11 protein-coding genes are annotated in these 15,123 nt (G+C 63.5%); 3 read left to right on the top strand and 8 right to left on the bottom strand.

The window, feature by feature from the left end; translation table 11 throughout:
* The 5 genes from EC912_RS08355 to EC912_RS08335 form a co-directional block, all read right to left on the bottom strand.
* The gene (locus EC912_RS08355; RefSeq protein WP_132142740.1) at positions 1 to 951 is read right to left on the bottom strand and encodes a fimbrial protein; all 951 of its coding nucleotides are present in this window, start codon (positions 949 to 951) and stop codon (positions 1 to 3) included.
* Positions 952 to 1,043: 92 nt separating this feature from the next.
* The gene (locus tag EC912_RS08350) at positions 1,044 to 1,823 is read right to left on the bottom strand and encodes an SDR family NAD(P)-dependent oxidoreductase (protein WP_243649193.1); all 780 of its coding nucleotides are present in this window, start codon (positions 1,821 to 1,823) and stop codon (positions 1,044 to 1,046) included.
* Positions 1,820 to 3,253 (bottom strand): efflux transporter outer membrane subunit, encoded by a 1,434-nt coding sequence (locus tag EC912_RS08345; RefSeq protein WP_132142738.1) that lies wholly within the window; start codon positions 3,251 to 3,253, stop codon positions 1,820 to 1,822. Before EC912_RS08345 ends, EC912_RS08350 begins: the two co-directional genes overlap by 4 nt.
* Position 3,254: 1 nt before the next feature.
* Entirely contained in the window at positions 3,255 to 6,449 is a 3,195-nt protein-coding gene (locus tag EC912_RS08340; RefSeq protein ID WP_132142736.1) for an efflux RND transporter permease subunit, read from the bottom strand.
* A gap of 3 nt (positions 6,450 to 6,452) precedes the next feature.
* Positions 6,453 to 7,661 (bottom strand): efflux RND transporter periplasmic adaptor subunit, encoded by a 1,209-nt coding sequence (locus EC912_RS08335; RefSeq protein ID WP_132142734.1) that lies wholly within the window; start codon positions 7,659 to 7,661, stop codon positions 6,453 to 6,455.
* 150 nt (positions 7,662 to 7,811) lie between these two features.
* Between EC912_RS08335 and EC912_RS08330 the strand changes: the two genes are divergently transcribed.
* Both EC912_RS08330 and EC912_RS08325 read left to right on the top strand, forming a co-directional pair.
* Positions 7,812 to 8,786 (top strand): LysR family transcriptional regulator, encoded by a 975-nt coding sequence (locus EC912_RS08330; RefSeq protein ID WP_132142732.1) that lies wholly within the window; start codon positions 7,812 to 7,814, stop codon positions 8,784 to 8,786.
* 179 nt (positions 8,787 to 8,965) lie between these two features.
* A complete protein-coding gene (locus tag EC912_RS08325) occupies positions 8,966 to 10,072 on the top strand; it encodes a serine hydrolase domain-containing protein (RefSeq protein WP_132142730.1) in 1,107 nt (368 codons plus the stop codon).
* Here the strand turns inward: EC912_RS08325 and EC912_RS08320 are convergent.
* The 3 genes from EC912_RS08320 to EC912_RS08310 all read right to left on the bottom strand — a co-directional run bounded on the left by EC912_RS08320 (position 10,056) and on the right by EC912_RS08310 (position 13,879).
* Complete coding sequence (locus tag EC912_RS08320) at positions 10,056 to 11,612, bottom strand: winged helix-turn-helix transcriptional regulator (RefSeq protein WP_132142728.1); 1,557 nt, start codon at positions 11,610 to 11,612, stop codon at positions 10,056 to 10,058. The two genes, EC912_RS08325 and EC912_RS08320, sit on opposite strands and share 17 nt — an antisense overlap.
* Before the next feature lie 6 nt (positions 11,613 to 11,618).
* On the bottom strand, positions 11,619 to 12,413 hold the full coding sequence (locus tag EC912_RS08315; RefSeq protein ID WP_207906791.1) for an undecaprenyl-diphosphate phosphatase: 795 nt from the start codon (positions 12,411 to 12,413) through the stop codon (positions 11,619 to 11,621).
* Between the two features lie 128 nt (positions 12,414 to 12,541).
* On the bottom strand, positions 12,542 to 13,879 hold the full coding sequence (locus EC912_RS08310) for an MFS transporter (protein ID WP_132142724.1): 1,338 nt from the start codon (positions 13,877 to 13,879) through the stop codon (positions 12,542 to 12,544).
* 145 nt (positions 13,880 to 14,024) lie between these two features.
* Here EC912_RS08310 and cyoA point away from each other — a divergent pair, with 145 nt between their 5' ends.
* Positions 14,025 to 15,092 (top strand): ubiquinol oxidase subunit II, encoded by a 1,068-nt coding sequence (cyoA, locus tag EC912_RS08305; RefSeq protein WP_165973539.1) that lies wholly within the window; start codon positions 14,025 to 14,027, stop codon positions 15,090 to 15,092.
* Positions 15,093 to 15,123: the final 31 nt, after the last annotated feature.

The following is a 15,123-nucleotide window of genomic DNA, read 5'->3' as shown; positions in this document are numbered from 1 at the left end:
CTAGTCGTATGCAACTTTCACCGTGATGCTGGCATTGCCTGCGCCCGCCTTCAGTGGAAGGCCGTTACGCCTATAGCGCGCCCGAAATTTATAGAGGCCGCCTGCGCCACGTGGAGCGAATACGATGGGTCTCGTGCCGGTTGGGTCGGCCGCCGCATCCGGATTGGCGCTGCGAAGTTCGATGCCGACGCCTCCGGAGCCACCCGTCGCGGTGAAGAGTGTTGGGTCGTTGCTGCCATAAGCGCCCTGGAACGTCATCGAAACCTTGCTGACGTACTGGCAGCCACCGGAAACAAGATTCGCGGGAACCCAATCGCTGTATCCGACCCGCTCGATGTTGGCGATGTCGACATTGCGCAAGGCGAAGCCAAGATTGTGCGACGTGAATGAACAGGTAGGAACCGGAGCCTCGATACGTACGGGGGAAAGCGTGACGCTGAGTTGGTCGACACCGTCGACGCCGCCATTACCTACGATGCCGCCGACGATCGTGCCGCTGCGAATATCTCCGGTCTTGATCAGTTGCACTTTATAGATCACGTTCTTGTATATCGCCCAGGAGGCACCCGATTGATACTTCGAGTGCGGAAGCTGGCTCCAATTACCTTCCTTGCTGCGAATCAGCACTCTGATACCCACGCCGTCAACGTCGGTTCTGAAGATTTTGCTTCCTCCCGGTGCCGGCGAGGTGTAGGTGACGGGTCGAAAGTGGGAAGTGGCGAACCGGCACCAGAACTTGACCGTAAACCCGGGAGAGGACTCCTCTTCCGCTATGACCTGTCCCAGGCCGATTCCCATGGATGGCGTTTGTGTTACAAACGACACGCGCTGAGACTGTGATTGCACGGGATAGCCGTCGCATGAAGCTCGCACCGCTGCGGGTAGTGCGAGCATTGCCACTGCAATACCCGCGAATGTGGCGGCAGCCTTCCATGAAGTCATCGTGCTCATCCGTGATTCTCGAAAAACATCACGTTACCGACGATACGCAGCGGCTGCTCTAAGACAAATCGGAAAAACGCAGCTTTATTTCCACAAGCCGGCTACCACTTGATACGCTCCCGATCCCGGAAGAACGCGCCGTTCGCCGCTTCGCGATCCGGCAAGGTAGCGGCCCAGACCACACCGTCGGCGCTGGCGCGAACCGGACGCCCGCCGCTGCCACCCATGTCGGTAGCCGTCCAGCCGGGGCAAACCGCGTTGACGACAATGCCGCTGCCAGACAGCTCCTCGGCGAGGATGCGCGTGTATACGTTCAGTGCCGCCTTCGATACGCGATAGGCCGGACACATGTCGCCGCATTCCATATCCGACGCGCAACCGCTCGATACATTGACGATGCGGCCATAACCATGGCGCCGCATCAGCGGCGCGGCGGCTTCGCACAGTCGCCACGCACCGAGCAGGTTCGTGTCGAGGGCCGCGCGTACCTCGTCGATGTCGACGGTCGATGCGCGTTCGCCGTAGTTGTAGTAACCGCCGGCGTTGTTAATCAGGATATCCAGTCGACCGTAGCGCGCACCGATGGTCGCCACCGCTTCGTCGATATCGCGCTGTGCGGTGATGTCCAGCCGTAGCGGCAGGACGTCGCCGCCTTCCTCGCGAACGAGCCGTGCCGCTCGTTCGCCCAGTGCCAGATCGCGCGATCCCATGACGACGGTCACGCCCAGTGCCGCGAGCTGGCGCGATATCTCACGGCCCAGCCCGCGATTGGCACCGGTCACCAGCGCGATGCGCTGGGCCAGTGGAGGTTCGACGGCGACGGCGCGTGTGCGCATGCGCATTGCGGGAAACGGCCGGACGTCCGCACTGCGCGTGCTCATGGCGTCGCTGCTACCTGCGTGCAGCGTGCGTCGGCGCACGCTTCCCAGCCGCCGCCCAGCGCTTTGTACAACGCCACGGCGCGGACATTGATTCCCGCTTCGGCTTCCGCCAGCTGGTCTTCCGCGGTCAACTGCGTCCGTTCGGCATCCAGCAGTTCGAGATAGTCGGTCGCGCCGGCTTCGTAACGTATCTTCGCCAGGGAGGCCGCGCGTTCGCTTTGCGTCGCCTGTTCGATCAGTTTCTCGACGCGCGTACGCTGCTGGTTGAACGACACCAGCGAGTTATCGACATCTTCCAGCGCTTGAAGCACCGTGCGCTGATAGTTCGCCAGTGCGGCGTCGGCACGTGCCTCGCTGGCCTTTACACCCGATCGCACGCGCTGCACGTTCAGGCCGGACCACGAAATGCTCGGCGCGATGGACCAGGCACGCGTTGCCGGCCCGCCGAAGTCGTTGCTGCGACCGGCAAGGAATCCGATGAAGCCGCCCAGCGAAATATGCGGGAAGTAATCGGCCTTAGCCACGCCGATCCGCGCATTGGCCGCGGCCAGTTCGCGCTCTGCCACACGGATATCCGGGCGACGCGAAAGCACGTCGTCCGCGCCACCGATGGGCAGGCTGACATCGATCGGACGAAATGTCGCCGCCGAAAGATCGACGTCGAGTTCGCCCGGCCGTTCGCCGAGCAGCACCGCGATGCGGAACGAGTCCGCCTGTGCCTGGGTTTCCAGCAACGGAAGCTGCGCCTCGACGGATGCAAGGCGCGCCTTCGCGCTTGCGACGTCCTGATCCGAACCGGTGCCTACTTCAGAGCGCGCTTCGATGATCTTCAGCGACTGCCTCTGGTTTTCGATATCGCGACGGCTGACTTCCAGGCGCAACTGCGTGCCACGCAGGTCGAAGTAGTTGCGCGCCACTTCGGCGAACAGCGTGACCTGCGCATCCTGCAACGAGGCGGCGCTCGCCGCGGCATCCGCGCCGGCGGCCTCGACCGAACGGCGAATACCGCCGAAGAGGTCGAGTTCCCACGATGCGTCGAAGCCGGCCTGATAACTGGTCACCGTCTGCCGCTGGGTGCTGAACCCGGGTTGCTGCTGACGACTGCGGCTATAGGCCGCCTGCGTTTCGATGTCCGGAATCTGCTGGGACTTCGCGGTACCCAGCAGGGCACGTGCTTCGTTCAGACGGGCGACCGCGATCTTCAGATCGGGACTGTTCTTCGCGGCCCGCACGATCAGCGCATTCAGCGTGGGATCGTTGAATTGCTCCCACCAGCGTGCCTGAAAGGTGGCGTCGCTTTGCTGCGTCTTGTCGACGCCCTGGAGCGTCACCGGTGCTTCCACCGGTGCTTTGTAATCCGGGCCGACGCTTGCGCAGCCGGCGAGAACGAGTGCCGCGAACAGTGCGGTGCTACGGAGTGCCAGTTTCATATCAATGCTCCTCGAGCGCCGGCGTATTGAGACCGAGGCGTTCGCGACGTGCGTTGCGGCGCGCCTCCATGCGCTCGTTCATCGTGCGGATCAGCACATAGAACAACGGGGTGAAGATCAGGCCGAAGAAGGTGACGCCAAGCATGCCGGCGAACACCGCCACACCCATCGCGTGACGCATTTCCGCACCCGCACCATGCGAGGTAACCAGCGGGACCACGCCCATGATGAAAGCGAACGAGGTCATCAGGATCGGGCGAAGACGCAAACGGGCCGCTTCCAGCACCGCGTCGATGCGGCTCATGCCATGGATCTCCGCTTCACGGGCGAACTCGACGATCAGGATGGCGTTCTTGCACGCCAGGCCAACGAGAACGATCAGGCCGATCTGGGTGAAGATGTTGTTGTCGCCACCGGTAATCCACACACCGAAGATCGCGGACAGCAGCACCATCGGCACGATCAGGATGACCGCGAGCGGCAGGCTCAGGCTTTCATACAGCGACGCCAGCACCAGGAACACCAGCAGCACGCACAAGGGGAACACCAGCACCGCGGTATTGCCTGCGAGGATCTGCTGATAGGTCAGTTCGGTCCATTCGTAGGTCATGCCGTTGGGCAGCTTTTCGGCAACGAGTTTTTCCATCGCAGCCTGGGCCTGGCCGGTGCTGAAGCCCGGTGCCGCGCCGCCGTTGATCTCTGCCGTCGGATAGCCGTTGTAATGCATTACGCGGTCCGGACCGTTCGACTGGCGCACCGTGATGAACGAGCCCAGGGGAACCAGGTCGCCCGCCGCATTGCGCGTCTTCAGGCCGAGGATGTCGCTTGCCTCGTGACGGAACGACGGCTCGGCGGACATGTTCACCTGATAGGTGCGGCCGAAGCGGTTGAAGTCGTTGACGTAGAGCGAGCCAAGGAACGCCTGCATGGTCTGGAACACGTCGCCGAGATCGATACCTTCCGATTTCGCCTTCTCGCGATCCACGTCCGCATCGATCTGCGGCACGCTGACCTGATAGCTGGTGAACAGACCCGCCAGACCCGGTGTGGTCGCACTTGCCTGCACGATGCCCTGCGTCTGCTTGTACAACTCCTCGAAGCCAAGACCCGCGCGATCTTCGATCTGCATGCGGAAGCCGCCGATCGTGCCGAGGCCGTTGACGGGCGGCGGCGGGAAGATCGCGATGTACGCATCCTGGATCGATGCGAATTTCTGGTTCAGCGCACCCGCGATACCGCCCGCCGAAAGCTCCTCGCTACGACGTTCATCGAAGGGCTTCAGCGTCACGAACACGATGCCGGAGTTGGTGCTGTTGGTGAAGCCATTGATCGACAGGCCCGGGAATGCCACCGCGCTTTCGACGCCCGGCTGCTTCAGGGCGATATCGCTCATCCGGCGGATCACGTCTTCGGTGCGATCCAGCGACGAGGCATCGGGCAACTGCGCGAACGACACCAGGTACTGCTTGTCCTGCGGCGGTACGAAGCCCATCGGCACTTTGGCGAAACCGAGCCATGCAAGGCCGATCAGGCCCGCATACAGCACCAGTGCGATCGCACTGAAACGCAGGATCTTCTGCACCGCACTCACGTAACCGTGCGAACCACGCTCGAACATGCGGTTGAACGGACGGAACAGCCAGCCGAAGCCGCGGTCGATGAGGATGCTCAGCTTGTCCTTGGGCGCATTGCGGTCTTTCAGCAGCAGCGCGGCAAGGGCAGGGCTCAGGGTCAGCGAATTGAACGCGGAGATGACCGTGGAAATAGCGATGGTCAGCGCGAACTGGCGATAGAACTGGCCGGTCAGGCCGCTGATGAAAGCGGCGGGGACGAACACCGCGCACAGGACGAGTGCGGTGGCGACGATGGGACCGGTCACTTCCGTCATCGCCAGCCGGGTGGCTTCTTTCGGCGCCAGCCCGTGTTCGATATGTCGCTCGACGTTCTCGACGACGACGATGGCGTCATCCACCACGATACCGATCGCCAACACCAGTCCGAACAGCGACAGGGCATTGAGCGAGAAGCCCACTACGTACATCACGGCGAACGTACCGATCAGCGAGACGGGGACGGCCACCAGCGGGATGATCGACGCACGCCAGGTCTGCAGGAACAGGATCACGACGAGCACGACGAGGACAATCGCTTCGAACAGCGTATGCACTACCGCGTCGATCGAGCCGCGCACGAACACGGTCGGATCGTAGACGATGCTGTAGTCGACGCCCTGCGGGAACTCCTTCTTCAGTTCCGCCATGGTTGCGCGGACTTCATCGGAGATCTGGATCGCATTGGAGCCGGGACGCTGGAAGATCGGAATCGCGACCGCTTCCTGATTGTTGAGCAGGCTGCGCAGCGCGTAGCTGCTGGAACCCAGTTCGACACGCGCCACATCGCGCAGATGCGTCACCGAGCCATTCGCATCGCTGCGCACGATGATGTTGAGGAAGTCGTCCTCGGTCACCAGTCGGCCACGCGTGTTGATATTGACCTGGAACGCGGACGTATTCGGGCCCGGAGGCGCGTTCAGCGCACCGGCCGCGACTTCGATGTTCTGTTCGCGGATAGCCTTCAGGACGTCGCCGGTGGTCAGTTCGCGTACGGCGAGCTTCTCCGGGTTCATCCATACGCGCATGCTGTATTCACCCGCGCCGAACAGCTGCACATCGCCGACGCCGTCCAGGCGGGCGAGCTGATCCTTGATGTGCAGACGCGCGTAGTTCGACAGATAGAGCATGTCGTAACGATGCGAGGGCGAGGTCAGATGCACGACCATGGTCAGGTCGGGCGAGCTTTTCTGCGTGGTCACGCCGAGTCGTTGCACTTCCTCGGGAAGACGCGGCAATGCCTGCGACACGCGGTTCTGGACCTGCACCTGTGCATTGTCCAGATCGGTGCCGAGCGCGAAGGTCACGGTAAGCGTCATTGCGCCGTCGCTCGTCGCCTGCGACGAGGTGTACAGCATGCCTTCGACGCCGTTGATCTGTTCCTCAAGCGGCGTGGCGATGGTTTCGGCGATGATCTTCGGGTTCGCGCCCGGATAGTTGGCACGCACGACAACCGTCGGCGGCACCACTTCCGGGTATTCGCTGATCGGCAGTTTGAACACCGCGACACCGCCGGCGATCAGGAACAGCACCGACAGCACGCCCGCGAGAATCGGGCGGTCGACGAAGTATTGAGCGATTTTCATGGATCAGTCCTGCGCATTGAGCGCGGCGACGCTCGCGGCATCGCCGCTGGGTACGCCGGCAACCTGCTTCGCGGTGGCTTCGCTACCGCGGGTCGCCATGGCGACGCGTTTGGCATTCACTTCGACACCCGGACGAACGTGCTGCAGACCGTTCACCACGACGACGTCCTCGGCACTCAGACCGTTGTCGACCACGCGCAGGCCGTCGACCAGCGCACCCGTCGTCACGCGGCGGTATTCGATCTTGCGATCCTTGCCGAGGACGTAGACGAACTTGGTACCCAGGTCCGTGCCGACCGCGCGATCGTCGATCAGTGCACGGGGCTGACGTTCGCCGCTACGCAGTTCCACGCGTGCGAACAGGCCCGGCGTATAGGCCGAATCGGCATTCGGGAACACGGCGCGCAGACGAATGGTGCCGGCGCCGGTGCGCAGCTGGTTGTCGATGAAGTCGATCTTGCCGGTGTGCGGATAGCCCGACTCGTCGGCCAGACCCATCGCCACTTCCGGCGCACGGCCGTTCGAGCGGCGCAGGCGATCCAGTTTCAGGAAGGTCTGCTCGTCCACGTCGAAGTACACGTACATCGGGTCGACGCTGACAACGCTGGTCAGCACGTCGGTGCTGGTCACGAGGTTGCCCGGGGTGACCAGCGCATTGCTGACGCGGCCGTCGACGGGTGCGCGGACTTCGGTGAAACCCAGATTGAGCTTCGCGGAATCGAGTGCCGCCCCGGTGGAGGCGACCTGCGCCTTCGCGCTTTGTGCGGCGGTGTCGAGACGGTCGGCTTCTTCGCGCGACACGGCACGCTGTTCGACCAGCTTGCGGCCGCGCGCTGCGTTGGCTTCCGCGAGGTTGAGTTCGGAGCGTGCCTGATTGAGGTTGGCGCTCAGACGGTTCGCTTCGGCCTGGAACGGGCGCGGGTCGATCGTGAAGAGCAACTGGCCTTTCTTGACCAGGGCGCCTTCGCGGAAATGCACGGAGTCGACATATCCACCCACGCGCGGACGGATCTGGATGGTATCGACCGCCTGGATGCGGCCAGTGAAAGCGTTGGCGTCGTCCACCGGACGCAGCAGCACCTGGGCAACGGTGACTTCCGGAGCTGGCATCGGCTCGGCGGCATGGATGGGTGCGGGGCCGCCCGTAAGCCAGATCGCCGAGGCGATGGCGACGGCCAGCGCCGTGGAACCGAACAGGATTTTCTTCTTCATGGGGGCGTCCCTGATGCAAGTCATACCGGCGCGCCGGCTAAGGCTGCGCAATCTAGTCCTTGCCCAGGAAGCTAAAAACAGGTTTAGAATCACTCCGCCTGTGACGCTCAGTCACGAATGCCCATTCAACCGACTACCGGAGCCGCCGCAATGGAAGATTTTTCCGCGATCAGCGTTTTCGTCCGCGTCGTCGAGGCCAAGAGCTTTTCCTCGGCGGCACAGCATCTGGAAATGACCCCATCGGGGGTCAGCCGGGCTATTTCACGCCTGGAGGAAGGGCTGGGTGCCCGCCTGTTCTTCCGATCCACCCGGGCCCTTCGTTTAACCGACGATGGCGCCGCGTTCTATGCACGTTGCAAGGAGATCCTGACAGATCTGACCGAGGCGACGGAGGCTTTGGGCTATGCCCGGACCAAGCCGGCGGGCAAATTACGGATTGCCGCGTCGTCGGCCGTGGGTCGTGCCGCCTTGATCCCCAATCTGGCCGATTTCGAGGAAAAATTCCCCGATATCCGGCTCGAAATGACCATGTGCGACTTCCCGTTCGACCTGAACGAGGAAGGGTTCGATTGCGCTATCCGGATGGGCGAGCTGGAGGATTCCAGCCTGATCGCCCGCAAGATCGGTCATTTCAGCAACGTGCTGTGCGCCTCGCCGGCCTATCTGGCGAAGCACGGGGCGCCCACGACGATCGAAGACCTGAAGCAGCATCGCTGCGTGAACTTCGTCTATCCGACCACGGGCAAGCCCTATCAATGGCAGTTCGATACGCCGGGTGGCCGCGTCGGTGTCGACGTTGAGGCGCACATGCTCATCAACGATGGCGAATCGGTGATCCAGGCCGCGATAGCCGGTCTGGGCGTCATCCAGGTACCGCATTGCCTCGCGGCCTGCGCGCTGGACAAGGGCATGCTGCAAATCGTCATGCAGGACACGATTTCCACCGGCTCGCCGTTGTGGATCGTTTACCCGCAGAAGCGTCACCTGTCGGCCCGCGTGCAGGCCTTCATCGAGTGGACCAGCGAACTGTTCCAGCGCACGAGCACGCCGGCGTGCGTGCTGGCTAAGGACGCGGCCAAGAAGGCGGCCGCGGCCGCTGTGCAGAAGCTGGAGATGGTGGCGTAGCGCGCTAGTCGTCTCGTTGCCGCCCCTGTAGGAGCGCTCAAGAGCGCTCCTACAACGGCGTTCAACCAACGGCGCGCAACGGCATTCCTGCCGGCCTTCAGAATTCTTCATTCGCATTTCAGGCACTTCAGACCGCACGGTGGCCCACTCGTTTCCCTTACCCCAGGGAGACCCTCGCCATGCGCTTCGCTATCGCGGCTTTCGCCGCCTGTCTTGCCTTGCCCGCACTCGCCGGCACCTACCATCCACCGGAAAAACGCGCCGACGGGTGGGCCGTCGCCGATGCGGCGCATCTTGGCTGGCACACCGACGTGCTGGCGGGTCTGGAAGATCGCATCGCCGACGGCACGTACAAGAAGATCACCAGCGTGGTCGTGGTCGACCACGGCCGGATTGTCTACGAGCATTATTTCAACGACGGCAACCCGGAGCTGCTCAACGACATCCGTTCGGCCAGCAAGAGCGTCACCGCCATGCTGGTGGGCGCAGCGATCGCGAAGGGACTGATCCCCAGCGTCCAGGCGCCTCTCTACGCCTTCTTCCCCGATATCCACCCGGCCAATCCCGACCCGCGCAAGCAGGCGTTTACGCTGGAAGACCTGCTGACCATGAGCTCGCTCTGGGAATGCGACGACGAGAACCAGTTCTCCAGCGGCAACGAAGAGCGCATGTATGTCACCGAGCGTTGGCTCGACTTCGCGCTGGGGCTACCCATCAAAGGGTTCGCGCCGTGGATGACGAAGCCCAAGGACAGCCCGCACGGCCGCTCGTTCTCTTATTGCACGGCTGGCGCTTTCGTCGCCGGAGCCGTGGTCGAGCGCGCGGCTAAAAAACCGTTGTCCGTCTTTGCCGCCGAGGTGCTGGAAAAGCCGTTAGGGATCGTCAGCGTCAAGTGGAACACCTCGCCCGAAGGCATCGGCATGGGCGGCGGCGGTACGCGGTATCGCTCGCGCGATCTGGCGAAGCTGGGCCAGATGGTGGCGAACGGCGGCCGTTGGCAGGACACGCAGGTGCTTCCGAAGGCGTGGGTCGACGCGATGCTGACGCCCCACGCACAGGCTCGGGACGATGCGGATTACGGCTATTTCTGGTGGCGCTTCCAGTTTCCCATCCATGGTGTGGATACGCCGGTCTGGGCGATGAGCGGGAACGGCGGCAACTATGTTTTCGTGCTGCCCGAACGTCAGCTGGTCGCGGTCGTCACGAGCAAGGCTTACAACCAGAGCTATGCGCACCCGCAGTCGCAGGGCATCTTGCGGGACATTGTCCTCAAAGCGTTGCCTTAAGCTCCGGCGGGCACCACGGAGCGTCCAGCACGCGCTGGCGCTCCGCGGTCACGCGGCGTTCGATGGCGGCGAGCGCCGCCTCGAAACCCGCCTCGCCGCGCAGGTTCGCCAGCAGCGGCGTTGTCCGCAGATAGGCCGCATCGCGGTAGCCGGCGTCCACCGCCCCCTGAATCGCCGCGATAGCGGTGCGGCGGTCGCCGCGGGCGATGGCAAGCACGGCCAGTTCAAGCCGGGCAGGCGGCCACGCGTTGTCGACCAGCCGCGCACGCACCTGTGCGATCCGCTCGTCGATCCATTCGGGCGACGGCGGCGTCTCGGCATAAAGCGCCGCCAGTGTTGCCGGCATACCCGCATCGGGACGCAGGGCTTTCGCTTCGGCGAAGGCAACGGTTGCCGCCGCGCGATCGCCGCGCACCAGCGCCAGTTCGCCTGCCAGTTGGGCAAGCTCCGTCCGCTTGGTGCCATGCGCCTGTGCCTCCGCGACGGCGGCCCGGGCTTCGTCCGGGCGGGCATGTGCGAACAGGAAGGCCGGCCAGCCGATATTGGCGAAGACGTTGTCGGGCGTGAGCAGGAAGCTGCGCCGGAACCGGGCTTCGGCGGCATCGGTGAAGCCCATCAATTCCAGCTCGCGCGCCACGGCAATGTCGCGAAAACGCACCTTCGACGGATCGCCGCGCATGTCCAGATTCGCGCGCAATGCGTCGGCGAGCCGGCCCTGTTCCTGATACAGATAGGCCGCCGAGGCGCGGCTGGCGTCATCGGTCGGGTCGAGCAATACGGCGCGCTCGTAACCGGCAATGGCGCCGGGCAGGTCGCCCTCGCAGTCGCGGGCATAACCGACGGCCGACCATGCCTGTGGGTCGTTCGGAGAGGCGCGTAGTACTCGCTCGGCGAGCATCTGCGCTCGTCCAGCCCATTCGTAGCCGGCGTTGTAGAGACAGGTACGCGCGCTGTACCGCCGACTCAGGCCGAGCAGGGCGCGGCTATCGTCGGGAGCATCGACGAGCGCCCGCTCGTACAAGGCAATCGCCCGTTCGTCGTTATCGCGCTGGCCCATGCCGGCGTACCACGCGGCGCGGTCCAGCAGCTCCTGTGCCGCGGTCCGGGGAGCGTCGCGTGGCGTCCGCACGACATGCCAGGCAAGCCCGGTCCCCAGCACCAGCACGACGGCCGCCAGTACGGCGGGCCACGGCATATGAGTCCGGATACGAACGGGCTCTTCGGCGGGCACAGGCGCCGCCCCAAGCTGGTAACCCTGCCCCCGTACCGATCGTATGTAGCGAGGCCGCCGCGCGTCGTCGCCCAGCGACTGGCGCAGCAGACGGACACGCTGGGTGACGGTTTCCTCGTTCACCACGGCGGGCGACCAGACCTGCCCGATCAGTTCGTCGAAGCTGACCACCCGCTGGCCCTGGGCGAGCAGATAGGCCAGCAACTGGAAGCTGAGACCGCCGAGGTCGAGGACGCGACCGTCGCGCTCGACCCGTTGCCCGGGGATATCGACGAGAAGATCAAGCAGACGGTAGCGATCGCCTGCCATGGCCGATCAGCCGCCGACGGGCAGGAACAACAGCAGTGCGATACCCAGCACGATGCGGTAGATCGCGAACGGCGTGAACCGGTGCGACCGGATATAGCCCAGCAGCCACTTCACCGCGACGAAGGCGGTAATCGTCGATACGACGAAGGCGATGCCCAGCGCGGTCCAGTCTTCCTGCACGGCGCCGCCGAGGCGGTACTGCTTGAAGAGTTCGTAGGCGCTGGCGGCGTACATCGTCGGGATGCCGACGAGGAAGGCGAACTCGGTCGCCGCCGCACGATTGCTGGTGCCCGCGAGCATCGCCGTGAAGATAGTGGCGGCCGACCGCGACGTGCCCGGGAAAATGCCGGCCACGATCTGCGCAAAGCCGACCAGGATGGCGACGCGCCAGGTCACTTCGCTGCGGTCCACCTGCCTGGCTGCCAGACGTTCGGCCGCGAGCATCCAGATACCGCCGATGACCAGGGCCCAGGCGATCGGGGTCACCGTCTCGGGCAGCTTGAAGCCCATTTTCACCACGATGAAGCCGAGGGCCGACGTGATGAGGAAGGCTACGATCAGCTTCAGCAGGTAATCGCGGTTCTCCGGCCGGCGCCAGTTGACCAGCAGATCCCAGATCCGGCCCCAGTAAATGAAGGTGACCGCGAGGATCGCGCCGGCCTGAATGACGACATTGAACAGGTCCGACCGCGCGCCCAGCCAGCGTTCCGCGATCAGCAGATGGCCGGTGCTGGAAATGGGCAGGAATTCGGTGACTCCCTCGATGACGCCGAGGAGCAGGGCATTCAGGAAATCGGGCACGGCGCAGGGTCCTTGGGGTGCGAGCGGCATAGCTTAGTGCCACGCCGGGGAAAGCCGCACATTCGCCGAAGAGCTGAGTGGGTGTAGTCGCGAAAACCGGTCTCATCGGTCGTTCGCGCTTTTAAGGGCTAATCCCGCGACTCAATGACCTTATTGATCCGCAACGCCAGCAACGTACAAGCCGCACCCGACAGCAAGTAAACGCTGACCGCTGCCAACCCGAACCGCGACGACAGGCTCAGCGCCACCAAGGGCGCGAAGGCCGCACCGATCAACCATGCGATATCCGACGTCAACGCCGCACCCGTGTAACGGAAGCGCTTCTCGAAGTTGGCGGTCACGGTGCCCGCGGACTGACCATACGACACGCCGAGCAGCGCGAAGCCGACGATGATGAAAGTGTCCTGCGCGAACTTGCCGCCATCGAGCAGCCACGGCGTGAACAGAGCGAACAGGCCGATGAGGCAGGCGAGCACGGCCAGCGTGGTGCGTCGGCCGATGCGATCGGCGATCCAGCCCGATGCGACGGTACCGAGAATACCGACGACCGCACCGCACATCTCCACTATCAGGACGCTGGGTATGGACTGCTGCGAATGCAGCGCGATCCACGAAAGCGGGAAGATCGTGACCAGATGGAACAACGCGTAGCTGGCCAGTGCCGCGAACGCGCCGATGAAAAGGTTGTAACCCTGCGTGCGCAACATTTCGCGAATGCCGATCGGCTCAAGTTCGCGCTCTTCGAGCAACTGGGTGTATTCCTCGGTCACCACGAGACGCAGGCGGGCGAACAGCGCGACGACGTTGATAGCGAAGGCCACGAAGAACGGATAACGCCAGCCCCAGCCGAGGAAATCCTCTTTCGACAGTTCGAGCCAGAGGAACAGGAAGAGGGCGCCGGCGATAAAGAACCCGATCGGCGCGCCGAGCTGGCCCAGCATGGCGTACCAGCCGCGGCGTCCGCGCGGCGCGTTCAGCGCCAGCAGCGAGGGCAGGCCGTCCCACGATCCACCCAGGGCAATACCCTGCAGGAATCGCAGCAACGAAAGAAGAATGATGGTCGTGATGCCCGCCGTGGCGTAACTGGGCAGGAATGCGATGCCGACCGTCGATGTTCCCAGCAGGAACAGTGCCCCGGTCAGCTTGGTCCCGCGACTCCACCGGCGCTGGATGGACATGAACAAGGTCGTGCCGAAAGGACGGGCGATAAACGCGAACGAGAAGATCGTGAACGACAGCAGCGTGCCGTCCAGCGGGGTCAGGAACGGGAAGAACACCGCCGGAAACACCAGCACCGAGGCGATGCCGTAAACGAAGAAGTCGAAATACTCCGAAGCGCGGCCAATAACGACGCCGACGGCGATTTCGCCGGGAGCTACCGCGGCATGGTCCGCGTGAAGGTTGCGGAGGTCGCGTTCCGCGGCGCTTGCGGAAGGTCCGTTGCCGTCGTGTGGAATGCTCGACATCGACTTGCCCCGTTTCTTGAGTAGTTGCCAGTAACGCATAGCATCGCACCGGCTGCGTCATGATGCCATGAGACAAAATGTCCTATTCTCTGGACAGTGCGATAGGCGTAGTTTTCTCTCCTTCCCACGGTTATGTCGTCAGGCGATGTCCATTAAGACTCTGCGCGGACTACTGATCCCGTTCGTTGCCCTCCTCCTCTCGGGCTGCAACGCCGTCCTGCTTTCACCTGCCGGCGACATTGCTGTTCAGCAACGCAACCTGATCATTGTTTCCACGGTGCTGATGCTCATCATCATCGTTCCGGTGATTGCACTCACCCTGCTGTTCGCCTGGAAATACCGGGCTTCCAACAAAAACGCCGACTACGATCCCGAATGGCACCATTCCACGGTGCTCGAGCTGCTTATCTGGTCCGCTCCGCTCGTCATCATCATCGCCCTTGGCGCGGTGACGTGGGTCAGCACGCACAAACTGGACCCGTTCCGCCCCCTCGACCGGCTGTCCGAAGGGCGTGAAGTGCCCGCCGGCACCAAGCCCCTCGTGGTCGAAGTCGTCGCTCTGGACTGGAAATGGCTGTTCCTTTACCCGGAACAGGGCATTGCAACGGTCAACGAGATTGCCGCACCCATCGACCGGCCGATCCAGTTCAAGATCACGGCTTCCACGGTGATGAACTCGTTCTTCATCCCCTCGCTGGCCGGCCAGATCTACGCCATGCCGGGCATGGAAACCAAGCTTTACGCGGTGATGAACAAGCCAGGCACGTATGAAGGCTTCTCCGCGAACTACAGCGGTGCGGGCTTCTCGGGCATGCGCTTCAAGTTCCTCGGCGTAAGTGAAGACGAATTCACAAAGTGGGTGGCCGAGGCGAAGTCCAGCACCGAGACCCTCAGCCGCGATGAATATCTGAAGCTCGAACAGCCCAGCGAGAAAGAGCCGGTGCGCCATTACGGCAGCGTGGCCAATGGCCTCTACAAGGCCATCCTGAATCGCTGCGTCGAAGCCAACCGCATGTGCGTCAGCGACATGATGGCTCTCGATTCGCGCGGCGGCTCCGGCATCGTCGGCACGTACAACGTGACCTCGCTCGATGCGGCAACGCGCGTCCGGCTCGGTCTGGCCGACACCGCCACGAAGACCTATGTCGGCGCCCTGTGCACGGGCAAGGATGTCGCCGGCACTCCCGTTTCGCCGACCGGCCGTCCCCTGTGACGGCCCGCCGGACAACTTACGTCTTAGTACC

This window comes from Luteibacter rhizovicinus (assembly GCF_004342265.1).
Classification (GTDB): domain Bacteria; phylum Pseudomonadota; class Gammaproteobacteria; order Xanthomonadales; family Rhodanobacteraceae; genus Luteibacter; species Luteibacter rhizovicinus_B.
This window is presented reverse-complemented; position numbering and strand designations above follow the sequence as displayed.